Origin of the sequence: Burkholderia sp. AU16482 (assembly GCF_002223285.1) — a bacterium.
Lineage (GTDB): Bacteria > Pseudomonadota > Gammaproteobacteria > Burkholderiales > Burkholderiaceae > Burkholderia > Burkholderia semiarida.
This window is the reverse complement of record NZ_NKEY01000009.1, coordinates 692,462-714,746: the sequence shown is the minus strand read 5'-3', so window position 1 is coordinate 714,746 and position 22,285 is coordinate 692,462. Positions and strand designations below refer to the sequence as shown.

General features: G+C 65.4%; 24 protein-coding genes. 10 read left to right on the top strand and 14 right to left on the bottom strand.

Annotated features, from left to right (window positions below; translation table 11 throughout):
* Positions 1-90: 90 nt before the first annotated feature.
* From CFB35_RS33670 to CFB35_RS33635, 8 genes are all read right to left on the bottom strand, one after another.
* The gene (locus tag CFB35_RS33670) at positions 91-825 is read right to left on the bottom strand and encodes an ABC transporter substrate-binding protein (RefSeq protein ID WP_060010754.1); all 735 of its coding nucleotides are present in this window, start codon (positions 823-825) and stop codon (positions 91-93) included.
* A gap of 266 nt (positions 826-1,091) precedes the next feature.
* Positions 1,092-1,433 (bottom strand): hypothetical protein, encoded by a 342-nt coding sequence (locus CFB35_RS33665; protein WP_059577425.1) that lies wholly within the window; start codon positions 1,431-1,433, stop codon positions 1,092-1,094.
* Between the two features lie 46 nt (positions 1,434-1,479).
* Positions 1,480-1,686, bottom strand: a complete 207-nt coding sequence (locus CFB35_RS33660) for a hypothetical protein (RefSeq protein WP_060010687.1) — start codon at positions 1,684-1,686, stop codon at positions 1,480-1,482.
* A gap of 9 nt (positions 1,687-1,695) precedes the next feature.
* The gene (gene rpsU, locus CFB35_RS33655; RefSeq protein WP_060010684.1) at positions 1,696-1,908 is read right to left on the bottom strand and encodes a 30S ribosomal protein S21; all 213 of its coding nucleotides are present in this window, start codon (positions 1,906-1,908) and stop codon (positions 1,696-1,698) included.
* Between the two features lie 33 nt (positions 1,909-1,941).
* Entirely contained in the window at positions 1,942-2,151 is a 210-nt protein-coding gene (locus CFB35_RS33650) for a hypothetical protein (RefSeq protein ID WP_059577999.1), read from the bottom strand.
* Between the two features lie 48 nt (positions 2,152-2,199).
* Positions 2,200-2,484 (bottom strand): hypothetical protein, encoded by a 285-nt coding sequence (locus CFB35_RS33645; protein WP_059578002.1) that lies wholly within the window; start codon positions 2,482-2,484, stop codon positions 2,200-2,202.
* A gap of 668 nt (positions 2,485-3,152) precedes the next feature.
* Positions 3,153-3,356 (bottom strand): cold-shock protein, encoded by a 204-nt coding sequence (locus tag CFB35_RS33640; RefSeq protein WP_059637809.1) that lies wholly within the window; start codon positions 3,354-3,356, stop codon positions 3,153-3,155.
* A 267-nt stretch (positions 3,357-3,623) separates the two neighbouring features.
* Positions 3,624-3,908, bottom strand: coding sequence for a hypothetical protein (locus CFB35_RS33635; protein WP_059577438.1), 285 nt, complete (start codon positions 3,906-3,908; stop codon positions 3,624-3,626).
* A 341-nt stretch (positions 3,909-4,249) separates the two neighbouring features.
* On the opposite strand from CFB35_RS33635, the gene CFB35_RS33630 reads away from it, so the two are divergent.
* Genes CFB35_RS33630 through CFB35_RS33620 form a run of 3 tightly spaced genes read left to right on the top strand, consistent with a single transcriptional unit; the run spans position 4,250 to position 6,880 of the window.
* Positions 4,250-5,212 carry a chromate resistance protein ChrB domain-containing protein gene (locus tag CFB35_RS33630; protein ID WP_060010681.1) on the top strand — a complete coding sequence of 321 codons (963 nt, stop codon included), beginning with the start codon at positions 4,250-4,252 and terminating at the stop codon, positions 5,210-5,212.
* A 19-nt stretch (positions 5,213-5,231) separates the two neighbouring features.
* On the top strand, positions 5,232-6,404 hold the full coding sequence (locus CFB35_RS33625; protein WP_060010679.1) for a chromate transporter: 1,173 nt from the start codon (positions 5,232-5,234) through the stop codon (positions 6,402-6,404).
* Between the two features lie 14 nt (positions 6,405-6,418).
* The gene (locus CFB35_RS33620; protein ID WP_060010751.1) at positions 6,419-6,880 is read left to right on the top strand and encodes a chromate resistance protein ChrB domain-containing protein; all 462 of its coding nucleotides are present in this window, start codon (positions 6,419-6,421) and stop codon (positions 6,878-6,880) included.
* Positions 6,881-7,199: 319 nt separating this feature from the next.
* Here CFB35_RS33620 and CFB35_RS33610 read toward each other — a convergent pair whose 3' ends face one another.
* From CFB35_RS33610 to CFB35_RS33600, 3 genes are all read right to left on the bottom strand, one after another.
* Entirely contained in the window at positions 7,200-8,357 is a 1,158-nt protein-coding gene (locus CFB35_RS33610; RefSeq protein WP_060010676.1) for a DUF4382 domain-containing protein, read from the bottom strand.
* A gap of 248 nt (positions 8,358-8,605) precedes the next feature.
* Positions 8,606-9,502, bottom strand: a complete 897-nt coding sequence (locus CFB35_RS33605; RefSeq protein WP_060010747.1) for an oxidoreductase — start codon at positions 9,500-9,502, stop codon at positions 8,606-8,608.
* 5 nt (positions 9,503-9,507) lie between these two features.
* On the bottom strand, positions 9,508-10,719 hold the full coding sequence (locus tag CFB35_RS33600; RefSeq protein ID WP_060010749.1) for an MFS transporter: 1,212 nt from the start codon (positions 10,717-10,719) through the stop codon (positions 9,508-9,510).
* A 138-nt stretch (positions 10,720-10,857) separates the two neighbouring features.
* Between CFB35_RS33600 and gcvA the strand changes: the two genes are divergently transcribed.
* Complete coding sequence (gene gcvA, locus CFB35_RS33595) at positions 10,858-11,790, top strand: transcriptional regulator GcvA (RefSeq protein ID WP_059577454.1); 933 nt, start codon at positions 10,858-10,860, stop codon at positions 11,788-11,790.
* Between the two features lie 71 nt (positions 11,791-11,861).
* On the opposite strand, the gene CFB35_RS33590 is transcribed toward gcvA, so the two are convergent.
* Both CFB35_RS33590 and CFB35_RS33580 read right to left on the bottom strand, forming a co-directional pair.
* The gene (locus tag CFB35_RS33590; protein WP_060010745.1) at positions 11,862-13,028 is read right to left on the bottom strand and encodes a porin; all 1,167 of its coding nucleotides are present in this window, start codon (positions 13,026-13,028) and stop codon (positions 11,862-11,864) included.
* Positions 13,029-13,729: 701 nt separating this feature from the next.
* Entirely contained in the window at positions 13,730-14,194 is a 465-nt protein-coding gene (locus tag CFB35_RS33580; protein WP_060010670.1) for a GNAT family N-acetyltransferase, read from the bottom strand.
* A 149-nt stretch (positions 14,195-14,343) separates the two neighbouring features.
* On the opposite strand from CFB35_RS33580, the gene CFB35_RS33575 reads away from it, so the two are divergent.
* From CFB35_RS33575 to CFB35_RS33550, 6 genes are all read left to right on the top strand, one after another.
* A complete protein-coding gene (locus tag CFB35_RS33575) occupies positions 14,344-15,006 on the top strand; it encodes a GntR family transcriptional regulator (protein WP_059577463.1) in 663 nt (220 codons plus the stop codon).
* Entirely contained in the window at positions 14,990-16,228 is a 1,239-nt protein-coding gene (locus tag CFB35_RS33570; protein WP_060010667.1) for a dicarboxylate/amino acid:cation symporter, read from the top strand. Before CFB35_RS33575 ends, CFB35_RS33570 begins: the two co-directional genes overlap by 17 nt.
* Positions 16,229-16,402: 174 nt before the next feature.
* Entirely contained in the window at positions 16,403-16,804 is a 402-nt protein-coding gene (locus CFB35_RS33565; protein WP_089466249.1) for a hypothetical protein, read from the top strand.
* A gap of 450 nt (positions 16,805-17,254) precedes the next feature.
* Positions 17,255-17,704 (top strand): GNAT family N-acetyltransferase, encoded by a 450-nt coding sequence (locus CFB35_RS33560; RefSeq protein ID WP_089466218.1) that lies wholly within the window; start codon positions 17,255-17,257, stop codon positions 17,702-17,704.
* A gap of 121 nt (positions 17,705-17,825) precedes the next feature.
* Positions 17,826-19,229 carry an HD domain-containing phosphohydrolase gene (locus tag CFB35_RS33555; RefSeq protein WP_089466217.1) on the top strand — a complete coding sequence of 468 codons (1,404 nt, stop codon included), beginning with the start codon at positions 17,826-17,828 and terminating at the stop codon, positions 19,227-19,229.
* Positions 19,230-19,312: 83 nt separating this feature from the next.
* Positions 19,313-21,082 (top strand): histidine kinase, encoded by a 1,770-nt coding sequence (locus CFB35_RS33550; protein WP_060010653.1) that lies wholly within the window; start codon positions 19,313-19,315, stop codon positions 21,080-21,082.
* Positions 21,083-21,115: 33 nt separating this feature from the next.
* On the opposite strand, the gene CFB35_RS33545 is transcribed toward CFB35_RS33550, so the two are convergent.
* On the bottom strand, positions 21,116-22,231 hold the full coding sequence (locus tag CFB35_RS33545; protein WP_060010650.1) for a PHB depolymerase family esterase: 1,116 nt from the start codon (positions 22,229-22,231) through the stop codon (positions 21,116-21,118).
* Between the last annotated feature and the right edge of the window lie 54 nt (positions 22,232-22,285).

Genomic DNA, 22,285 nt, shown 5'->3' with positions numbered 1-22,285 from the left:
CGTGCTGAAATCGCATGCCCGAGCCGCGAGCCGGAAGATGCCGTCGATCAGCGGATGGGCGCGTTCGGCGCGTCGCCGCGCGGCTGTCGATCAGCCAGCCGGCGCGACCGATGCGCCCGTGATGCCGTGCCGGCGCAGCGAATCGGCGACGAAGCCCGACGCCTTCATCTCCTCGACGAACGCGTTCAGCACCGCGGCCGCCGCGTCGCCGCGGCTCTTCGGCACGCCCATCGCCTGCCGGATCACCATGAAGCGCTCCTCGAGCAGGCGCAGGCCCGGCGTTTTCGCGGCGTCGGCTTCGAGCTGCTGCTTCACGCCGGCCGCCACTTCGAGCTTTTGCTCGACGAACGTCGACACGACCGCTTGCGACGTCGGCGCGCGCACGATCCGCGCGGCTTTCAGTTCGCGGGTGAGGAACAGGTCGTATGCGCTGCCGTTGCCGACGGCCACGCGGTTGTGCGGCTGGTCGACGTCCGCATGGGTGCGGATCGGCGACGCGTCGGGCACGAGATAGAAACCTTCGATCAGCACGTACGGCGCGGTGAACGCGACGGTTTCGCCGCGCAGCGGATCGATCGCGAAGAAGCCGAAATCGGCGCGTTCGTCGGTCAGCGCCTGCACCGATTTGCCGGCGGCGTCGAACACCACGAGTTCCAGGTCGGCCGACAGGCGCTCGGCGAATGCACGGGCGAGGTCGATCGAGACGCCGAACGGTTCGCCCGTTGCCGGGTCGCGGTTCGCGAGGATCGGGTTGCCGAGGTTGATCGATGCGCGGAGCTTGCCGGTGGGGGTGAAGGCGGAGACGACAGCAGGAGCGATGGGCATGAGCGGACTCGCGGGAGGCTTGGGGTCGGTCGGGTGACGGGTGCGCGACAGCGCGTCGATGCCGAGCTTATCATCGGGACGCCCGATGTAGCATGCCGCGGGCATGGCAGCGTCGAAACGCCGAGCCGGCACGCGGCTTTATTAATCGGTCGTGACCCGATATGTCGGCACGAACGCCAACCCGCTCGCATGTCGCTCACGCATCGACCCGCGCCTGTCGGTCGCCGTTGCCGGATTGCATGTCGTCCCGTCAACGGGGATCAAGGTCAGACATGTTCGCGAAGGTAACGGATGCACGCCATTCGCAGGCCCGCCCGATCCGTTGAAGCGTCCGGAGAAGCGGGCGCCGGCGCCGGTTCGGCATGCGCGAGCGGTTGCGCGAGTGCGGCGCTGTCGGCCGGGCCGGCCGATTTCGCGATCTGAAGCGAAGCGTGGCCTATCCAGACGCGATCGCGCCACTCGCATTTCGCACGATGGATGACCAGCCACGCCTGCAGCGATTCGGCGAGCTGGAACGGCGAAAGCCACGCGCGCGTCTGCCTGCGGGTGACGAGTTGCATGACAACGAGGAAGTAGAGCAGATCGACGTACTGGGTCCGGCCGCGCATGGTCCGTTTTGTGGTTGTCGGTGCTGGCGAGTGCGCCGGTGTCGGATCACTGCCGAACGGCGAGCGCCTTCTCGATCGCGGCAATCAGCTTGAACGCATCGCTACGCCCGATCAGAAGCCCGCGGCTGGTGTACTCGCACCCGAATGCGTAGAAGCTCGGCAGCAGTGTCACCATGTCGTTCTGCTGATCGAAGTCGACTTCGCATTTCGTCAGCGGGAAGAACGGAGGCGCCTCGGCCGGCATGTTGTGCACGATGTCCTCCTAGTACATTTTTCGGGGCGGCAACATGCGCTTGGCCCGCAGGCGCTGCCTGGCAACGGCGCTGGCCTTCTTGCGCTTGCGCGCCGTCGTGGGCTTCTCGTAGCCGGTGCGGGCGCGCAATTCGCGAATCAGCCCGGTTTTCTCGATGCCGCGCCGGAATCGCCGCAGCGCGACATCGATCGGTTCGTTGAGCTTCAGCGTAATTGTCGTCATGTAGATCCTGTCGGGAAAGGCTGGAACGGAAAGCTAACCGAGCCGCGTCATGACGGCGCTGGCTATCTCGTCGGATTCGAATTCCGAATATCCTGCTCCGATCGAGAGCGCACGTACCGCCATGAACATGTGCAGCTCGGGTTGGTGGCACATCGCTGAATCGGCGATTCTGGCGGGAACGACGGTGTCGATCCGGGTGACTTCATGCCGTTCGATCAAGCCGAGCAGTTCGTCGATGATCATTTCGTCCTCCAAAATACCGAAAAATTGCGTTGTGCCGACGAGCGCGCGTCAGCGCGCGCTGGAAAAGAAGCCCTGTTTGTCCCGATTGTCGTCGATGATGTTCTCGGCAAAGCGCACCGACGCACGACGTGCGTCGCCGGCATTGTCGAATGGGGAGATGTCGTGCAATCGGAAGGTCTGGCTCTGCGTCAGCGTATCGGTGGTGCCGCGCAGGCAAATCTTGACGGCCGCGTCGAACCCGGCGTCGTAGTTGTGCGGGCAGCCATGCGGCGCGGCCACGTGAGGGTAAATCAGCGGATAAATCTCGAATCCACGATAGACGTGCATGCTCATGACGAACTCCTGGCGTTCGGCCACGGCGAGTCGCATGGGCGAACACGTTCGGCCAGTATTCCCATTGCAGGGCGGGCCGGTGGGTGAAGGGGACAACGTTGCAGCGCGAAGGAGGGGCGATGCAGCAAGCGGGCGGGTGGAGGGGCGAACCGTCGGAGGGCGGCCGATCGTTCGGATGAGCCCATCATACGCGCATCCTTCGTCGAACGTCCAACTTATTCCGGGTTGGCGCACGCACTTCGTCGAGGACGTCGCCCGGTTTCAGGCGGGTTATTGTGGAGCAGGCGGGCGTTTCTTCGCGCGCGATTTCGTGACCGCGGGCGGTTTGGGCGGAACCCAGTTCAATGCGGTGCCCAGCTTCGGCAAAGTGATGGCCTGGCTGGCACGCGGAGGCGCCTTGTTGCGGCGAGGCTGGTTTCGGGTCATGCGGGTTCTCCTGCTGCACCGCTTGCGCGGTTCGGTGAGCATGACGTGCGCCGCTCGCGCGCGCGCGGTCGGCCGTGCGGCGCGGCGAGTGAGGGTCGGGTGTCGGCATACGCACCGGCCGACGGCCAGATGCGAAATGGATGACCGTGTCTGCGTCGAGTCTCGTTACCTGCGACGGAGGGCGCGGCACGTGAAGCGGCAGCGATGTGCCGCTTCGCGAACAGGGGCTGACGGTTCAGCGATTACAGCGGGGTGATGTTCGACGCCTGCAGGCCTTTGGGGCCCGTCTTCGTTTCGAAGCTGACCTTCTGGCCTTCCGCGAGGGTCTTGAAGCCATCGCCGCGGATCTCCGAGAAGTGGGCGAACAGATCGTCGCTGCCGTTGTCGGGGGTGATGAAGCCGAAGCCCTTGCTGTCGTTGAACCACTTGACGGTACCGGTATCCATGTTGGATCTCCTGAAAATGAACGAGCGCATATGCCTCGTATGGACGAGGAAAAGGAATCAAGGAGGGAGAGGACAACGAATACCGCAGGCTGCGGTCGATGATGAGCAGCAATCGCGCTTCTTGAATACTTCCGCGGCCGACAGTACGCGTCGTCGCGAAGCGTGTCAAGCGCTATCGGCAGGGGCGGAACGCGTGACGCCTGGGTCACGATCGGTCCCTTGCCGGCACGCCTGTCGCCCGTGCGATACGCCGTCCCGGCGACGACGTCAGAGGGTCGTCAGCAAATGCAACTGGCGTTCGGTCTCGTTTCCCGCGACCAACGAAAAGAACCCGGTCTCGCGACGCTCGACTATCGTGAGCCCCTCGCTGTCGGAGAAGACGTTCCAGGCGATGCCGTCGACATGGGCGATCGCTCCGCGCGTTCGCGCGAATGCCAGCAAGAGCCGACTCGCCTGGCGGCGAAGCACCTGACGATCCGCATTCAGCACATAAGGGGGACAGCCCGCACGCAGGACGAGATAGTGAGGAATGACGCTGGGATCAATTTTCATGGGGCGGCTTCATGTGCGGGCCTGCGTTTGCCGTTCAGTTGCAGTCTGCGCGGCGTCGGGGAAAAGCGTTCGATCGCTCGACGGCAGCCTGCCGTGGCGTGCTTTCAGTTTATGCGCAGAACCGCCCGATTCGCAGGATATCGTCACGATGTCCCGCGGCGTCGATCGCATATCGGGCCTGCATCGGGTTGCGCGGCCGGCGATGAGGCGGCCCGTGCGTGTTTGACGGTCGTTGTTTTCGCCTTCCTGTTCCACGCGTCGAGCATGGCTGCCTGCCGTCGAAATGGTGTAGCGATATCTACCGAATTGCAGTGTTCGTGACAGCCACCTATGCTGCCGTCATGAATGCCGTCCCGACTTCCTGGCGCCTGTTGATCGTCAGTCTGCCGACCTCCGGCGCGACTGCCCGCATGCGCATCTGGCGTACCGTCAAGGCGCTCGGCTGTGGTGCACTGCGGGACGGCGCCTATCTGCTGCCTGCGCATGCCGAGCAGGCGGCGCAGTTGCGTGAGCTCGCCGACGAGGCGCGCAACGGCGAAGGGCAGGCGTGGTTGCTGGATGTCCGGGCGGACGATCCTGCCGACGAAGACGCGTACCAGTCGCTGTTCGATCGCGCGGGCGATTACGCAGGCTGGCTCGCCGAGCTTTCGGCGGCCCGCAGCACGCTGCCCGATCTGGCGGTCGCCGAGCTCAACCGCCTGCAACGCCGCCATGCTCGCACGTACGAGGCGATTCGAAGCATCGATTTCTTTCCCGGCGAAACTTCGCTGCGCGCGCAGGCGCAATGGCGGGATTTCACCGCCGCGGTCGAAGCGTTGCGCTCGCCCGGCGAGCCGCATGCCGCCCAGCGCGGCATTCCGCGTCGCGACCGTGCGCAGTATCAGGGCAGGCTGTGGGCGACGCGCCGTCACCTGTGGGTCGATCGCGTCGCCAGCGCGTGGCTGATTCAGCGTTTCATCGATCCGCATGCCCGCTTCGTGTGGCTGGACAATCTCGCCGATTGCCCGGCCGACGCGCTCGGCTTCGACTTCGACGGCGCGCCGTTCACGCATGTGGGCGATCGCGTGTCGTTCGAGGTGCTGGTCGCCAGCTTCGGGCTGGGCGACAACGACGGACTCGCCCGGCTGGGCGCCATGGTGCATGCGCTGGATGTGGGCGGCGCCACCGTGCCGGAAGCCGGCGGATTCGAGGCCATTCTCGCCGGCGCCCGAAAGCGCGTCGCCGACGATGACGCATTGCTGACGGAGATCGGCACCGTACTCGATTCGTTGTATGTGCATTTCCGCGGCAACCGCCAACCCTGACCATGCTGCTCGCGCCAACATGAATACACATCGCGACCGCCCGGCCTATACGCTGTGGCAACTGATCGGGTACTTCGCGCGGCTCGGCGCGACGGGGTTCGGCGGGCCGGTCGCGCTCGCCGGCTACATGCATCGGGATCTCGTGGATACGCGCCGATGGATCGCGGACGCGGACTACAAGGAGGGCCTGGCGCTCGCGCAACTCGCCCCCGGCCCGCTCGCCGCGCAACTGGCGATCTATCTCGGCTACGTGCATTACCGCATCGTCGGCGCCACGATGGTCGGGATCGCGTTCGTGCTGCCGTCGTTTGTGATGGTGGTGCTGCTCGGCTACGCGTACACGCGATTCGGCGGCCTGACGTGGATGCAGTCGGTGTTCTACGGCGTCGGCGCGGCGGTGATCGGCATCATCGCGATCAGCGCGCGCAAGCTGACCGCGAAAAGCATCGGCCGCGACACGCTGCTGTGGGCGATCTATCTCGCGCTGGTGGCCGTGACGGTGATCACCGAATCGGAAGTGGCGTGGCTGTTTCTCGCGGCGGGTGTGCTCGTCTGGCTCACGCGCGCGCCGCCCCGGTGGTTACGCCAGCGGCGCGTCGATGCGGTCGTGGCGTGGCCCGTTTCCGCCACGGGCGCATGGCTCGGTATCGTCGACTGGCCGCAGCTCGTGCAACTGGCCGTCTTCTTCGCGAAGGCCGGCGCGTTCGTGTTCGGCTCGGGGCTCGCGATCGTGCCGTTCCTTTATGGGGGCGTGGTCACCGAGCACCATTGGCTCAGCGAGAAGCAGTTCGTCGACGCCGTGGCGGTCGCGATGATCACGCCGGGCCCGGTCGTCATCACGGTCGGCTTCATCGGCTATCTGGTGGCGGGGTTGCCCGGCGCGTGCGTGGCGGCGGCCGGTACGTTCCTGCCGTGCTATCTGTTCACGGTGTTGCCGGCCCCGTACTTCAAGAAATACGGCAGGCTGCCGGCGATCCTGGCGTTCGTCGACGGCGTGACGGCCGCGGCCGTCGGCGCGATCACGGGGTCGGTGATCGTGCTGGCCCGACGCTCGATCGTCGACGTGCCGACCGCATTGGTAGCGCTCGCGACGATCGTGCTGCTGGTCAGGTTCAAGAAGCTGTCGGAGCCGGTGGTCGTCGGTGGAGCCGCCGTGATGGGCCTGATCGTGTATCCGCTGTTGCATCACTGACCGTGGAGGCCGCCATGCAATGGATTACTCGCCAACGTCCGAAAATCGACCGGGTAGCGTGTCCCTGGCTCATTGCCCGTTTTATCGACGAGACGCCCGAATTTCTCTATGTTGCGCCGGGCGACGTGCTGCGCATCGCCGGCGAGACCGGCGCGATCCCGTACGACATTCCCGGCGTGGAATTGACGCACGTCGGCGAGCAATGCAGCTTCGACGCGTTTCTCGACAAGTACGGTCTGGCCGACGATCAGGCGTTGCAGCACATGGCCCGCATCATCCGCGGCGCGGATACGTCGCGGCTCGACCTGACGCCGCAGTCGAGCGGGCTTCATGCGATTTCGCTCGGACTGTCGGACATGTTTCCCGACGATCACGCCATGCTGGAACACGGTCTCGTCATGTACGACGCGCTGTATGCGTGGTGCAGGCATTGTCAGGCCGAAGGCCATGCGTGGCCGCCGAAGATGGCGGAGTGACGCGGCGGGGAACGGGGATTCGCCGAGCCGTCGGGCATGGGCGCCGGCTGGCTCGCGCGATGGATGAAAAAAAGCCCGCGGCTGCCGCGGGCTTTACATCAACAATTGCCTTTCTTGGCCTGTCCCGGCGGACAGAATCCATTCCCCGGCCCGCCTTGCGGCGCGACCACGACCGGTGCGCCAGGAACATAGGCGACGCACCCGCCGAGCGCGCCCGCCATGCTCGCCGCTGCGAGCAACGCGATCATCCCTTTTTTCACTTCGTTCTCCCGTTGGAAGGAAAGGGCCGTTCGGCCCTTTCGATGATGCCGTCAGCGCGTCAGAAACTGAAGTTGACGTTGGACTGACTGGTCGTTGCGTTGACGTTTGCCGATTGGGTCGCCCCCGATGCCGCGTCGGCCTCGATCGTGTATTGGCCTGCGGCGGCCGGCGCCGCGGCCAGCGCGACCGGCAGCGAACCCGAGTAGGTGCCGACGATCGGCGCGGCCGTGGGCACGGACAGCGAATAGGCGCCGGTGTCCATGTTCGCGTTGATCGACGTGATCTCGTACGCGTTCGCATCGATCGTCTGCAGCGCGCGCACGAAGGCGTTCGCGCTGGCCGTGACCGTACCGCTGACGGTGCTCATCGTCGACGCAGGCAGCGTGATCGGTGCGGTCGACGCCGACACCGCCGTGGTCGTGTTCACCACCACCGGCACCGAGCGGACGATACCCGACGCGAAGTTGTTCTTCACGATCACGACGTCGTAGTTGCCCTGCGTCGAGCTCTGGATCAGCGGCGACAGCACGAACTTGCCGGAACTGTCGGCCACCGTGCCGCGGACGACCTTGCCGCCCTGTTCGGCATAGACGGTCGAGCCGGCTTCGGCCGATGCGACGTAACCGGCGATCGCGCCGCTCACGACGGTCGGGATCGCGGTGACGACCGGCTTCAGCGCATACGAGCCGTTGCCGCGCTGGACGATCGACTTGCATGCATTGAAGTCGAGCACGAGATCGACGAGCGTGTTGGGCTGGACCGTGAACGGCTGGATGATCTTGTAGCCGCTTTGCGTCGCGCTCGGCGTGGCGAGCGCCTGTTCCGAGCCGCCGGTCGGGACGACCGAGTTCGCGAGGTTGTTGCCTTGATTCTGCGCGAGCACCAGCCGGACTTGCTGATACTGGCCGGCGGGCAGCGCGGTCTGGCCCAGATCGGCGAGCACGCCGTTGGTCAGCGACAGCAGGTCGATCTTCTGCGGCGTCGCGAGGGAAACGGTCGACCAGCCGGCATCGTTGTCGGAGGCATTCGCGTTGGCGTTGACGCGGACCTGCGAGACGGTGACGTACACATGGTCGAAGCCGCAGGAAGGCGCGTCCGTCATCGCGACGTGCAGCGTACCGGTTTGCGTGCCGCCGCCGTCGTCGCCGCCGCCGCAACCAGCGAGTACGAACGGCACGAAGGCGGCGCACAGGGCGCTCTTGATGATGGTGTTCATATGTCACCCCCAGATGGGATCGTTATTGTGGGTGACGGAAGAATAGCCGGACGGCAACTCACTATCTGGGCATCTTTGAAACGAACGGTAACTTTTTGTTCGGCCGGTCAATTTTTACCGGAATTGACCTCGCATCGGCGCGCGCCGGGCGGGTGGCGACGGCGATTGATTCGTACGGAGCGGCAGCAAGCATCTTTTGTCAGACGTTAGCGCTGCCTTTGGCGCAGAGTATTTGTGGCGGTCCGGCATCAGCCCGGCCCGTCGCTCGCGGCCGCGAGCAGCGGCACGACCAGATCGCTGATCGGCGTCGGAATGCCGTGCGTTCGTCCGTATCGCTGCACGACGCCATTGCGGCAGTCCCATTCGAGCGGGCGGTTGCCCTGCCGGTCGGCCAGAATGGACGTTCCCAAATCGGGCGGAAAGCCGTGGAATCCATCGATGATCTCCTGCGGCACTTCATCGCCCAGCTTCGCGCCCTCCGCACGCGCGACCGCGAGACATTCCCGCAGGTAGGCGAGCGACAGTTCGGTGATGTCGCTTCGCGAGAACATGCCGGCGCGGCGACCGGTCAGCACCATGAGCCCCGCCACCGCGTTCTGCAAAAGCTTTCGCCACGCGAGCGAGACGAAATCCTCCGCCACCTCGGGCGAGCAGCGCGTGCCGCGCAACGCCGAGGCCACCACGTTGCCGGCCGGCGTATCGGGCAGGGTGAGCCGGGGCCTGCCGCGCAGCCACACCGACTCGCCCGATTCGCGTTGCGCGGGAAACCAGACGACCGATGGCACGACCGCGGCGCCGGCCGCATACGGTGCGAACGCGGCCTGTTGCTCGACGCCGTTTTGCAGCACGCAGACGACGGTATTCGCGTCGCATAGCGCGGAGACCCAGGGCGCCGCGCTCGCTATCTGTGTCGACTTGACCGCAATGAACACGAGATCGAACCGGCCCTCGATCGCTTGCGGATCGGTCAGCACGGGCCCGGGCACGACGATTTCGCCGCCGTCGAAGCGCAACTTCAATTGCGCGTGCGCCGAGCGGCCGCAGATCACCGGCGTGCGGCCGGCTTCATGAAGGGCCGCGGCGACGGTCGTTCCGATTGCGCCCGGACCGACGAGGGCGACGGTCGGGTAGTCAGGTTTCGTCATGGTGTTCATCCTGTCGAGTCGTCCGCCAGATGCGGGCGCAGCGCGAGGGCGAGCGGAAAAATCGCGAGGGCCGTCAACGCGGTCGCATAGGTGGCGCCGTGCACGCCGATCCAGTCGCCCAGGAAGCCGTAGAGCACGGGCGACAGCGCGCCCGACGCGATCGTCCCGGTATAGAAGATCGCGAACGCGCGCTCGGTGCGTTCGGGCGCGGACATCTCCGGCACGGTTCCGTACAGCACCGACGAAGTGCCGTTGAGCATCATACCCAGAATGGGCAGCAGCACCATGGTCGGCGCCAACGGGAGAGACATCACCGCGATGATGCACGCCGCTGTCCCGCCCTCCGTGAGCAGCACCGTCCTGACCATGCCCATGCGCGCGCCGAGCCAGCCGCACATGAATTTGCCGGCCGCGCCGCCGATGAAAACGAGCGCAAGGGCCGTGCCCAGCAGTTGCGGCGAGACGCCCTTGGCCTTGAGCAGGAACGGCAGAAAGGTAAGCAGTCCCATGCGTACGGCCGTATCGAGCACGCCGATCGAAAACAGCGCGGAGAATCCGCTTCGCCCGGTGCCGCTGCGTTGAGTGGACGCCTGGCCTTTGACCGTCATGTTCGCGGCGGCGCGTGGCACGGCCGGAAACCAGAGCGCGATGACGGCGGCCACGACACCGCCCAATCCGGCGACGATCCATAGCGCATGACGCCACGGCATCATCGTCACGAGCAGCGAAATGGCGGCCGGCAGCGCGGATTTCCCCAGATCGCCGGAAAAGTTGTAGATGCTCAGCGGGCCTCTCGCGTCGCGCCCATAGACGCGAGAGACGGCGCCCGACGCGATCGGATGCTGCGTGCTGGAGCCGCCCCCCGAAATCGCGAGCGCGACGCCCAAGCCGAGCAGGCCGCCCGACATGCCCGCGATCGCATAGCCGAGCGCGGCGAGCAGCGTGCCGATTGCGAGGGTCGAGCGGCTGCCCAGGCGTTGCGCGAGGCGCCCGGCCGACAATTGCAGCGTCGCCATCGTGCCGGCATAGACGCCGCGCAGGATGGCGAGGGCCGCGAAGTCGAGCCCGAATTCCGACTGCCACACGGGAAGCAGCGCGTAGATCATGTCCGTATAGCCGTCGTGCATGGCATGCGCAATGCACGATAGCCACAGCACGCGCCGTCGGGGTGGCGCAGTCTCCTGCATCGCGGGAGGGGAAAAAACCGGCAGGCGCATCGTCATTCGCTCCGTGCGAGCGGGGGAGGGGAGCCGCTTGTGGCATCGCTTTCACGCTCGATGCGTCGATTTTATGGCCGACGCGACAGCCATTTCAATTGAGCTAAAATCGCGTCAATCGGGAGAAAAAGTCACGTCATGAACGAAAGCCGGGATGCCGCGAAGCACCGGGGCGAGTTGCCCCCGCTCAATGCGCTGCGCGCCTTCGATGCGGTCGCGCGGCACGGTAGCTTTGCGGCTGCCGCGGCGGAATTGCACGTGACCCACTGGGCCGTGGGCAAGCAGATCAGGTTGCTGGAGGACTGGTTCGGGCTGCCGCTGTTCGACCGTCGTCCGCGCGGCGTCGTGCTGACCGACGAAGGGGCCGCGTTGCTGAACGACGTCAGCCACGCGTTCGAGCGCCTCGGTACCGCGGTGGGGCGGCTGCGCCACAACCCGTTCACGCACCGGATATCAGGCGTCGTGCGGGTGAATGTGCCGATGAGCTTCGCGCTTTGCTGGCTGCTGCCGCGGCTCGCCGATTTTCATTCGCGGTACCCCGACATCGACGTGAGGGTGTCGACGACGTCGCGCAAACTGCGCTATGTCGCCGACGCGTTCGATATCGGTGTCCGCTCCGGTCCCGAGCAGGGCGCGGGCGTCGTGTCGCGCTCGTTGATGCCTGATCTGCGCGTGCCGGCCTGCAATCCCGCCTTGCTGCGGCAGCATCCGATCCAGAGCGTGGCCGACCTGCGCCATCACGTCCTGCTGCATTCGGCCACGACGCGCTCCGCGTGGTCGCACTGGTTGAAGGAAGCGGGCGCTTCCGATCTGCGGGCCGCGCGCCATGTCGAATTCGATCACGTGAATCTGCAGTTGGGCGCGGCCATCGAGGGGCTCGGCGTGGCGCTGGCCTCGCTGCCGCTGATCGGCCGCGATCTCGCCGAGGGGCGCCTCGTGTGTCCCATCGCGGCGCCGGTATGGCGTGCCGACGACTACATGCTGGTGACGAACGCCGATCGCGCCGACGATGCCGCCGTGTCCGCGTTCGAGGAATGGATGGAGCGCATGGCGAGTCAGGAGGGCGGCTAGGTCCGCCGGTCAGGCCGGGCGGCACGACGCCGGGGTCGTGCCGCCACTGCGCCGGTGTTGCCGGTCGGCGATCAGAAGCCGTGGAACATGCCGATGTTGACCTGAACCTGGTTGCCGCCCGACGAGGTGTTGCCGAAGTCGGCGGCCGAGGCCTGCGCGCCCTTCGCATGCACGTAGGCGCCCATCGCGTACAGCGCGGTACTCTTCGACAGCGAGTACGTTGCCCCCAGCGACAGCTGGTTGATCGAGGCCATCGTGCGACCTTCGGCGGCTTGCGCGGGCGTGGCCGCGGAACCGTAGACATACGTGTAGCCGGTCGCGAGCGACAGCGCCGGCGTGACCCGGTACTGCAGCAGCGCGCCGAGCACGTTGAAGTGGATCGACGGCTGGCCATCGTTGCCCTTGTACTGGGCGTTCGAGTAGCGCAGGCCAGCCGTGTACGGCCCCACCTCGTATTGCGCGGCCACTTGCGCGATGCCCGCGCTCTTGAACGCATTGCCACCGTTGTAGCCCGAACTCGGATAGCCCAGCGCGCCGCCGAAACTCGGTTGTGCCGTTGCGTTCAGCCAGCCGTTCTCGCCCTGGTTGACCGCACGAAAGTAGCCGCCGGCGACCGTCAGGCCGCCTTGCGCGTAGGTCGCGGCCGCCGACCACGACTGACCCGAGCCCGTTGCGCCGGCCACGCCGCCGAACGAGTACGCGGCTTCGGCCTGGAAGCCGTGGATGATCGGCGAAATGTACTTCACCGCGTTGTTCTGGTTCGTCGTGTTGTCGTTGTTGTCGACGTCGCCGGGGGTCGAGAAGGTCGACGCCGAAATGGCGTCGCCCGTCAGGACCTGGACCATTTCCGTCACGGCGTCGAGCTGGCGCCCCAAGCGCAAGGCGCCGTACTGATTGGACGCGAGGCCCACGTAAGCCTGGCGGTTGAACAGCGAACGCGTGTTACCGATGGGCCCCTGGCCGCCTATGCCGCCCGTCCCAATACTGAAACCGTTCTCGATCTTGAATACCGCCTGGAGGCCGCCGCCGAGATCCTCCTGCCCCCTGAGGCCCCACTTGTTCGAACCGGCGGCGCCGCCATCGAGGCCGTACCTGCTGTGGCCATTGATGTTCGACGTGTAGCCGATACCGGCATCGAGCATGCCATACAGGGTGACCGACGACTGTGCCATTGCTGCCGACGATGCTGCGAAGGCGGCAACGGCGATAACGCTGATGTTGATCTTCTTGTTTTTCATCTGCATTTCACTGTGAGGAGAAGTTTCGGGACGGATTGAAACGGCTTGTGTCGCATTCGAATGCAGATGACGACGCACGGCCTGTGCGTCGTTCCGGTCGCGCCGGCCGGCGTCGTATATTCGCTCGGTCCGATCGGCATGCCACATTCGACCATTTCGTTATCCTTACAATTTGATGCGGGGAACGCGACGCTGCTCGACCTGTCCTGCACCCCCGATCAGAACGATCGCGGCGCCCCAACCTGAACGAAAGCGACTTCCTTGCTTTCGTTGCCGCTCCAGCTATCCTGTGTCGTCGCGCTTTGCAGGCGGAAAGACCATATCAGGAACATAAATTCCCGTCAAAATTAGTTTGATATAAGTTAATCTCGTTTGATAACGTCGCGCCGTACGGGTTTTCCCTTATAGGAACCGGCGTCCACGGAGGTGTGTCGAGGTGCGCGCCGTCGCGCCGCCGAATGTCGACAACGACAAGCGAAGGCGGAGAAGGGAGGTGAACGCGATATTCGGTTGCGGGCCGCCACGACGATCAGCCATCAGGAGGGAAAGTACCGGTCGCCAGGGTCATTCTGGATAACCGTTCCATTTTCTCCCCGATTGCAATAATTGAAATGGAGGAGGCGATCGTTGAATATCTGTCCGGGCCGGCCGGCGCCGGACACTGACGCCGACCGAGATCGAGCGTCAGCCGCGGACGAAACTCAGCGCTCGATCCGGCGCTGCATTAGATAAAATTTCATGTCGTCGCGTCCGCGCATTGAAATCGGAATCGGATCGCGATCGAAGCCGAGGATTTCATAGAACCGGTATGCCGATTCGCGCGCCGTGCACCAGAGCAGAATGCCGCATTGTTCGCGCACATGGCGAATGGACAGATTGACCAGCAGGCGTCCGAATCCCAGGCCGCGTACCGACGGATGGACGGCCATGCCGCGCAGGCGCCACGCGTCGGCGTCCGAAACGCCGGCGTGTCCTTCCTTGCAAACCGATGCGACGGCGACGATGGCGTCGTGGTCGCGAACGGCAAAGTGCATGGTGGTGGGGGCGAGGTCGCCATGCAGGGCGCTTCCCTCCTCGTCTCCCGCCATCAGGATTGCGGCTCTGAGGGGATAGGTTTCTTCCGCACGGACGGCACAGATGGTAAAGCGCACATCTTGTGAAATCATATAATTATCGGCTCTCTTCGTGACGCGGATTTTCTTCCGTTTCTCTTTCGGTATACCCACTCGCAAAATTAGCAGTTGCCGTGCGTTATGAGTAAGGGTAATTTCCTATCCGCGACTTCTTTTCAATCATACGCTAACTGCGATCACAGATGACGTCGAAAGTCTCGACAGATGCAGAGCTCGCCTACGACGAGATCCGATCGAGGATCTTTGACGGCCGGCTTGCGCCTGGACAGAAAGTATCTCATCGAGGCCTGTCGGATGAACTGGGTTTCGGCCAGATGCCGGTGCGCAGCGCATTGCATTTGCTCGAGTCCGAAGGGCTGGTCGTCGTGATCGAAAAGAGCGGCACCTACGTCGCTTCGCCGACCACGAGCGATCTCCGCGAAATTTTTGAAATGCGCCTGGCGCTGGAGAGTACCGCGGCGTTTCTTGCAGCGAGGTCGGGCGCAACGGCAGGGCTTCGCGAGGCCGCGGTAAAAATGCAGGAACTGGTTGAGCGGGACGTCTCGGACATCATGCTCGAACAACGTATCGGCTGGGTGTTTCATCAAGAGTTGTTCGCTGCCGCACGGAACGTCCGGATCTCGTCGGCGTATGGTCTGTTGCGGGCCCAGACCCTGGCCCTGAACGAACTCCCGCGCGGCGACGCCGAAACCGTTCGGCGCGGCACGATCGAGCACCTGCACATCTTTCACGCAATCGAAGCGAACGACGGCGAGCTTGCACGTCAGCATATGTGGAATCACATCGTTGACGGTACGCCGGCACGGATCAAACTGTTAAAGGCACGGCATGAACACGAAAAATAAGGGGCTTTCCCTCCCGATGCAGATGCTTGGCGGACTCGTCCTGGGCGCCGCGTGCGGCGTGTTTGCTCCGGGCTTTGCCGCGAAGCTCGGCTTTCTGAGCGCGATGTTCGGCCACGCGATCAAGATGGTCGTCATGCCGCTGATCTTCCTGTCGGTCACGGTCGGAGTCTTTCGGGCCGGCAGACTTCGCGAGCGGCTCGGAAAGGTCGCCCTGTCCAGTATCGGCTTCTTCGTGTTGATGACGGGCCTGGCCGCGTCGCTCGGCCTGCTGCTCAACCTTGCATTTCGACCGGGCCTCGGTGCGAGCATGACGCAATCTGGATCGATGCCCGCGGCGCTCGCGTCGAGCATCGACTGGACGAAATTTCTCGTTGATCTGATTCCCGCAAACATCGTCGCTGCGCTCGCGGCGGGAAATTCGCTGCCGGTGCTCGTCTTCGGCGTCATTTTCGGTGCGGCATTGGCGGCGGCCCCCGAGCGCGCCGAGCCTGCGATCGCCGTGTTCGAGGCGCTGCTGTCGGGGCTGTTCAAGATGGTCCAGTGGGTGATCGCATGGTCGCCGCTCGCGATCTTCGCCGCGATCGCGCAGTTGCTGTCAGCCAAGGGCTTTGCGGGCGCGCACTCGCTTATCGAGCTTCTGGGCGTCGCCTATCTCGGCATGGCGATTCTCGCGGTTGTACTCACGGCCGTCATTCGCGTCGCCGGTCAGTCGCCTCTGGCCGTGCTCAGGAAGGTGAGGGAACCGCTGATCCTCGGCTTCACGACGCGCTCTTCCGAAATTACCTACCCGCTGCATCTGAAGAAACTCGTTGAACTGGGCGTTCCGTACGGCGTGGCGTCGACGATCTTGCCTCTCGCCTATATTTTCAACCGCGACGGCGCGGTGCTCTACACGGCTCTTGCGGTCGGCTATCTGGCCGACGCCTATCACCTTGCGTGGTCCTGGCCGCTCGCGATCACGATTCTGATCTTGACGATCATCACCATCGACGGCGCAGCCAACGTGCCCTCCGGGGCGATCGTCGCCATCACCATCGTTCTGACGTCGATCGGGTTGCCGGCCGATGCGGTGCTGCTGCTCCTGGGCGTCGACGCGTTTTTCGACATGGGGAGAACCGCCCTCAACGTCTACGGGAGCACGGCGGCAGCCGCTGTTGCGGTGAGACTTTCCGGTTCCGACAGTATCGCCGCCGAACCCGTCACGGGTCAGGCAAGCGTGTAGGTGCTTCGGAAGCGACGGACGCCGCGCGTGGCGATGTTGAGCCCCGCCGATTACCAGGCGCTGGCGCACGTCCGTTCGAGCATTCAGGCAGGGCGAAGGGAACAGGTTGGATGGATGTGCGTTCCGATCAAGCTTCAGTGGGTGGAACGACGTATTTTTTGCCGGAGAAACAGGATGATTGGTTCAGAGTCCGCTGATTTTTTCATGCTGCGCCTGGGTACGCCGCATCCGTCGTGGATGTTTACCGACGACAGCAACATGCTTGGCATCGGCGATTGCGACGGGGTGATGAGCACCATGTTCGAGCTGGATCGCAACCAGGTCGCACGGATCAGAAAACTGGGCCGATCGGTGGAGAGGATTCGGTGCACGTGCGAGCGCGCTGGCCGGGAGCTGCACTTTTATCTCCATGGCAGGCAGGTATCCCAAGGCGTATGGGTCGGGGTCGCGTCGGCCGATCCCGACTATCTTCCGACCGACGAGATGATCGCGACATGGGAAGTACCGACGCCCGACGATGCGTTCAGGTTCGCGGGCGTGAGCGCAAACCGGGACGCATCGGTTAGCCTGGCCTGAACTGCGATCACAGATTATTGCGCGGGTTCGAGCGGGCAACGCTCCGATCGGCCTCGTCGATCGTATGACATGCCTGCCCGTTACACCGCGCGCCGTTCAATGCATGTGGTTCTGGCACACACCAACCTCGGATCGCCAGGACCTTTTTGCTGGCCGGTTCACCGGCCAGCGCTTTTTATTCCATTGAGCCGATTGCATCGGTTCGTTTGCTTCGCGCTCACCGACCAGAGGGTGACGTGCCGCGCCGAAGCCCGCGTCGAACGAAGACGTCCGGGCTCGGTTGGCCTCATTCGTCGGTGAAGCGCGAGATAATCGGCGAAGGATTTCCGGCCACGCGAGCGCGACGCAGCGAGGCGCACGGGCGACGTCGTGCGTCGTCGATGCCCCGGTGGCGCGGCGCCGCCAGGCCGGGCGCTTGCTTCTCCGTGCATCCTTCGCCAGCCAAAGACAATGTCCCTGACCTTCGTCCCCGTCACGCACGCCGACGCCGACACGCTCGTCGCGATCCGCATCGCCGCGATGCGCGACAGCCTCGAGCGCATCGGCCGTTTCGATCCGCAGCGTGCGCGCGACCGGTTTCTCGCGTCGTTCGACCCCGCGCAATGCCGTTTCATCGAAGCCGGCCATTTGCGTGCGGGCTTCTACACGCTTCGCCCGATGGCGGACCACTGGTTGCTCGACCACCTGTACATCCTGCCCGCGCATCAGCGCAAGGGCATCGGCGCCGCCGTGCTGCGCCGGATCCTCGCCGAAGCCGACGAACACCGGATGCCCGTTCGCGTCGGCGCATTGCGCGGCAGCGACTCGAACCGCTTCTACGAACGGCACGGTTTCGTGCGAACCGCCGAAGCGCAATGGGACATCTACTACCGGCGCGGACCGGGCACGGCGGCGACGTAGCGTTCGCGCGATGCATGCCGGTTGAAATCGACGCGCACGTATTAGCGTTTCCCCCGATGTGGAAAACGCGGAGCCGGCCGATGTTGCAGAGAGGGCGTAAACAATTGATCCGAGGCCGATTATGACGACATCTGCAACAAACGGCGTGAATGCCGTGCCGCCCGAAACGTCCGACACCGCGGCGGCATCCGGCGTAGCGGCGTCGATCCTGCTGGTCGACGACGAACCGAACGTGTTGTCCGCGCTCAGGCGCGTATTCCGGCCCACCGGCTACGACATCGTGACCGCCGATAGCGGCGAGGCCGCGCTCGACATCCTCGCGTCGACCGACATCGACCTGATCGTGTCCGACATGCGGATGCCGCACATGAGCGGCGCGGAATTCCTGGCGCGCGCGCGGGCGCTGTACCCGGACACGATGCGCATTTTGCTGACCGGCTATGCGGAGATCGCGTCGGTCGTGCAGGCCGTCAACGAAGGCGGCGTCTATCGCTACCTGAACAAGCCGTGGGACGATCACGACCTGCTGCTGACCATCGAGCAGGCGCTGGAGCAGCGCCGTCTGCGTCGCGAAGCGGCGCGGCTCGCGGCGCTGACGGAGGCGCAGAACGAAGCGCTGCGCCGTTTCAATACGGACCTCGAAACGCAGGTTCGCGCGCGCACCGAGGAGCTCGGCCAGACGGTGATGTTCCTCGAAGCGGCGCAAGGCGACCTGAAAAGCAGCTTCACGGCGATGGTTCAGGTGTGCGCGAGCATGATCGAGCTGCGCTGCGGGGCCGCGAGCGGGCATGCGATGCGCGTCGGCGAGATCGCGCGGCGGCTCGCGCTGGCCGCTGGAATGAGCGAACTGCACGCGCAGGACGTCTATTTCGCGGGGCTGTTGCACGGCATCGGCAAGCTGTCGCTGCCGGACGAATTGCTGCACAAGCCGCTCGCGAAGATGACCACGGACGAGCACCGCGTGTTCCAGGAGCATCCGTTGCGGGCGCAGATGGTGCTGACGCCGGTCGCCCAGTTGCACAAGGTCGCGTCGATCGTGCTGCACCAGTACGAGCGCTTCAACGGCCGCGGCACGCCGGACGGGCTGGTCGGCGACGCGATCCCGATCGGGTCGCGGATCGTCGCGATCGCGCGCGATTTCGAAGGCCTGCGCCACGGCGAAATCGGCGCACCGCATTCGATCGAGCAGGCAATCGACGTGTTGCGCTCGCAGGCGAGCGTGCGGTACGACCCGCAACTGGTTGCCGACTTCATCGAGTTGATGCGGGATCCGGCGAGTCTCGGCATCGCGGCGTCCGTCGCGGAAATCCGGTCGGCTCAACTGCGCGAAGGGATGGAGCTCGCCGACGATTTGCGCACGCATCGCGGCGTGTTGTTGATGACGAAGGGAAGCGTGATGTCCGCGCACCAGATCGAGCTCGTGCGCCGCTTCGAGACGCGGGAGGGCACGCCGTTCGACATTCTCGTGCTGGCGCGTCCGGCCGGCCAGACGCACGCTCCCAACGCAGGCGCGCCGCCGGCCTGACATCGAACGTCGGCCTGACGGCCGCGGGGCGGGCGACCGCCCGCGCCGCGGCGATGCATTCAACCCGTTCCGGGCGTCCGATCATGCATGGCATCTACAATCTTCCGCTCGTCCTGCTGTCGCTCGCGATCGCGACGCTGGCCTCCTATACGACGCTCGATCTCGCCGCGTTCATTTCGCTGCTCGACAATCCGAAGCTCAAGCGCGCATGGCTCGGCGGCGGGGCCGCGGCGATGGGCACCGGAATCTGGTCGATGCATTTCGTCGGCATGCTCGCGTTTTCGCTGCCGGTGCCGCTCGGCTACGCATGGCAGGAAACCGGCGCCTCGCTGGCGATCGCGGTGCTCGTGTCGTACTTCGCGCTGAACGTCGTCACGCGCGCACGGCTGGGCTGGCGGCGGCTGTGCGCGGGCGGCGTGCTGATGGGCGGCGGGATCGCCGGCATGCACTACACGGGGATGGCCGCGATGCACATGCAGCCCGGCATTCGCTACGACGCCGCGCTGTTCGCCGCGTCGATCGGAATCGCGGTGATCGCGTCGACGGCCGCGCTGTGGATCGCGCAGGCGTTGCGCATGCGGCAGGCGCATCACGCGACCGCGCAACGCATCGGCGCGGCCGTCATCATGGGCGTCGCGATTACCGGCATGCACTACACGGCGATGGCGGCCGCGCACTTCGCGCCGGATGCGCGGTGCGGCGCCGCGAACGGCGTCGACGCGCCGTGGCTCGCGACGACCGTCGCGTTGTTTACGATGGCGACGCTGGTCGTCACGCTGCTGGTGTGCCGTTTCGATGCGCGCACAACTTTCCTGCGCGGGATGACCGATACGCTCGAACGGCTCGTGCGGTTGCGAACCGGCGAACTCGAACGCGCGCTGCACAGCTACGAGCAGACGACGCGGATGCTGCAACGCACGCGCGAGAACATGGCGACCGAGATCGACGAACGCAAGGCCGCGCACGCGCTGCTCGAACAGGAGAAGGACGAACAGCGGCGCCTGCTGCATGCGCTCGAGGAAACGCACGAACAGTTGCTGCAATCGGAGAAGCTCGCGTCGATCGGTCAGCTCGCGGCCGGCGTCGCACACGAGATCAACAATCCGATCGGCTTCGTCAGCGCGAACCTCAACACGTTGAAGACGTGGGTGCGCAGCCTGCTCGACGTGGTCGCCGCGCATGAAGCCGCGCTGCCGCAACTCGATCCGGCCACCCGCGACGCGCTGACGGCCGTGCACCGTGCCGCGGATCTCGACTACGTCCGCGGCGAGATCGCGCCGCTGATCGACGAGTCGATCGACGGCGCATTGCGCGTGCGTCGCATCGTGCAGGACTTGCGCGATTTCTCGCGCCCGGCCAGCGACGAATGGAGCGTGGTCGATCTGCATGCGGGCCTCGAGAGCACGCTCAACGTCGTCCATAACGAGCTCAAGTACAAGGCCGACATCGTGCGCGATTACGGCGATCTCCCGCACGTCGAATGCCTGCCGTCGCAGTTGAACCAGGTTTTCATGAATCTGCTGGTCAACGCGGCGCAGGCGATTGCCGAGCGCGGCGTGATCACGATCCGCACGTCGAGCGACGGCGATCAGGTGTCGATCGAGATCAGCGATACCGGTGCGGGCATGACGCCCGACGTCGTCCGGCGGATCTTCGATCCGTTCTTCACCACGAAGCCGGTCGGGCAGGGCACGGGGCTCGGGTTGTCGGTCTCGCACGGCATCGTCGAGCGTCACCGCGGCACGATCGACGTGACCAGCGAGCCGGGGCGCGGCACGACCTTCCGGATACGGTTGCCGGTTCGGCGCGCCGGCGACCGCGCGGGCGCGGCCGCGCTGGAGCAGCGGGCGTGACGACGTGATGGCCGGCGGCGCGGGTGTCGTGCGTCACGCCAGTCGTTTGCGGCGCTGACGACGGAAGAATTGCCAGAACATCGCCGTCGCGTCCGGCCCCTTGGCGGAATGGAACGGCTCGCCGGGATCTCCGCCGCTCCAGGCATGCGGCAGCCCGCGCACGATGCACACCCGGACGATCAACCGTCCACCCTTCAGATAATCGATAAAGTCCGCATCGCCCTGCGCGTAGCTGCGTTGCTCGCCGACGCGGATCGCACCATGTTCGTCGACGAGCCGGTTGAGCCGCGCGAACGCGATGCCGAGCTGCGTTGCGTTCCGGTCGGTCACGACCGTATCGAGCGCGCCGTGCACGACGAGCGCCGGCATGCCGGGATAGGAGGCGACGTCGGCGCACACGTCGAGCGCGTGGATCGGATCGTCGCGGATGCCGCGACGCATCAGGCTCATCGCGGCCATCGTCGACGACGGCGGCGCGATGGCCGGGCCGGAATGCAGTCCGACGGCCGCGAAGCGGTCGGGATACCGTAGCGCCAGCGCCGCGGCGAGCCCGGCGCCGGCGGACAGGCCGGCCACGTAGATTCGGTCGCGATCGAAGCCGTGGCGTTTCACGATCGCGTCGACGAGCGATGCGACGGCCGCGGCTTCGGACTGCGTCGCGTCGCCGTGCCAGTGCCAGCAGCGATGAGCATGGGCCGTCTTGGCCTGCTCGGGAAACAGCACGGCGAAACCGGACCGCTCGGCGAGACGGCAGATGCGCGTGCCCGCGGCGAACGATTCGGCCGTCTGCTTGCAGCCGTGCAGCATGACGACGGCCGGCATGTCCACTGTGCTGGCAGGTGCCGCGGGGAGGTACAGCGCATACGCAAGATGATTCACGAGCCGGCCGGCGCTCGGGCCGGCGGAATGAAACGAGCGGAGCCAGGTGCCGGCCGGCCGGGCCGACGGAGCGCGGACGGCGGGCACGATGCCCGTCCGTTTGGCGGCAGGGGCGGCGACGGTCGGCTTGCCGGTTCGTTGAACGACCTTCCTGGCGGCCTTTTTTGCGGCCGGCCGCGGCTTGCCGGCCCGTTTCTTCGGACGCGCGCCGGCCGCAGCGGAAAACAGTTCAAGATGCCGCAACCAGATGCTGGATTTTTTCCTGGGCATGTGCAATCTCGTAGCGGCGGCCGGATCCGCCGCAGGGTGAAAGTCGAATGGGGG

Bases quoted from the DNA above. Each gene is read 5' to 3' on its own strand.
- CFB35_RS33670 (WP_060010754.1), bottom strand. From the start codon at position 825: ATGCCCATCGCTCCTGCTGTCGTCTCCGCCTTCACCCCCACCGGCAAG.
- CFB35_RS33665 (WP_059577425.1), bottom strand. From the start codon at position 1,433: ATGCGCGGCCGGACCCAGTACGTCGATCTGCTCTACTTCCTCGTTGTC.
- rpsU (WP_060010684.1), bottom strand. From the start codon at position 1,908: ATGACGACAATTACGCTGAAGCTCAACGAACCGATCGATGTCGCGCTG.
- CFB35_RS33650 (WP_059577999.1), bottom strand. From the start codon at position 2,151: ATGATCATCGACGAACTGCTCGGCTTGATCGAACGGCATGAAGTCACC.
- CFB35_RS33645 (WP_059578002.1), bottom strand. From the start codon at position 2,484: ATGAGCATGCACGTCTATCGTGGATTCGAGATTTATCCGCTGATTTAC.
- CFB35_RS33640 (WP_059637809.1), bottom strand. From the start codon at position 3,356: ATGGATACCGGTACCGTCAAGTGGTTCAACGACAGCAAGGGCTTCGGC.
- CFB35_RS33635 (WP_059577438.1), bottom strand. From the start codon at position 3,908: ATGAAAATTGATCCCAGCGTCATTCCTCACTATCTCGTCCTGCGTGCG.
- CFB35_RS33630 (WP_060010681.1), top strand. From the start codon at position 4,250: ATGAATGCCGTCCCGACTTCCTGGCGCCTGTTGATCGTCAGTCTGCCG.
- CFB35_RS33625 (WP_060010679.1), top strand. From the start codon at position 5,232: ATGAATACACATCGCGACCGCCCGGCCTATACGCTGTGGCAACTGATC.
- CFB35_RS33620 (WP_060010751.1), top strand. From the start codon at position 6,419: ATGCAATGGATTACTCGCCAACGTCCGAAAATCGACCGGGTAGCGTGT.
- CFB35_RS33610 (WP_060010676.1), bottom strand. From the start codon at position 8,357: ATGAACACCATCATCAAGAGCGCCCTGTGCGCCGCCTTCGTGCCGTTC.
- CFB35_RS33605 (WP_060010747.1), bottom strand. From the start codon at position 9,502: ATGACGAAACCTGACTACCCGACCGTCGCCCTCGTCGGTCCGGGCGCA.
- CFB35_RS33600 (WP_060010749.1), bottom strand. From the start codon at position 10,719: ATGCGCCTGCCGGTTTTTTCCCCTCCCGCGATGCAGGAGACTGCGCCA.
- gcvA (WP_059577454.1), top strand. From the start codon at position 10,858: ATGAACGAAAGCCGGGATGCCGCGAAGCACCGGGGCGAGTTGCCCCCG.
- CFB35_RS33590 (WP_060010745.1), bottom strand. From the start codon at position 13,028: ATGAAAAACAAGAAGATCAACATCAGCGTTATCGCCGTTGCCGCCTTC.
- CFB35_RS33580 (WP_060010670.1), bottom strand. From the start codon at position 14,194: ATGATTTCACAAGATGTGCGCTTTACCATCTGTGCCGTCCGTGCGGAA.
- CFB35_RS33575 (WP_059577463.1), top strand. From the start codon at position 14,344: ATGACGTCGAAAGTCTCGACAGATGCAGAGCTCGCCTACGACGAGATC.
- CFB35_RS33570 (WP_060010667.1), top strand. From the start codon at position 14,990: ATGAACACGAAAAATAAGGGGCTTTCCCTCCCGATGCAGATGCTTGGC.
- CFB35_RS33565 (WP_089466249.1), top strand. From the start codon at position 16,403: ATGATTGGTTCAGAGTCCGCTGATTTTTTCATGCTGCGCCTGGGTACG.
- CFB35_RS33560 (WP_089466218.1), top strand. From the start codon at position 17,255: ATGTCCCTGACCTTCGTCCCCGTCACGCACGCCGACGCCGACACGCTC.
- CFB35_RS33555 (WP_089466217.1), top strand. From the start codon at position 17,826: ATGACGACATCTGCAACAAACGGCGTGAATGCCGTGCCGCCCGAAACG.
- CFB35_RS33550 (WP_060010653.1), top strand. From the start codon at position 19,313: ATGCATGGCATCTACAATCTTCCGCTCGTCCTGCTGTCGCTCGCGATC.
- CFB35_RS33545 (WP_060010650.1), bottom strand. From the start codon at position 22,231: ATGCCCAGGAAAAAATCCAGCATCTGGTTGCGGCATCTTGAACTGTTT.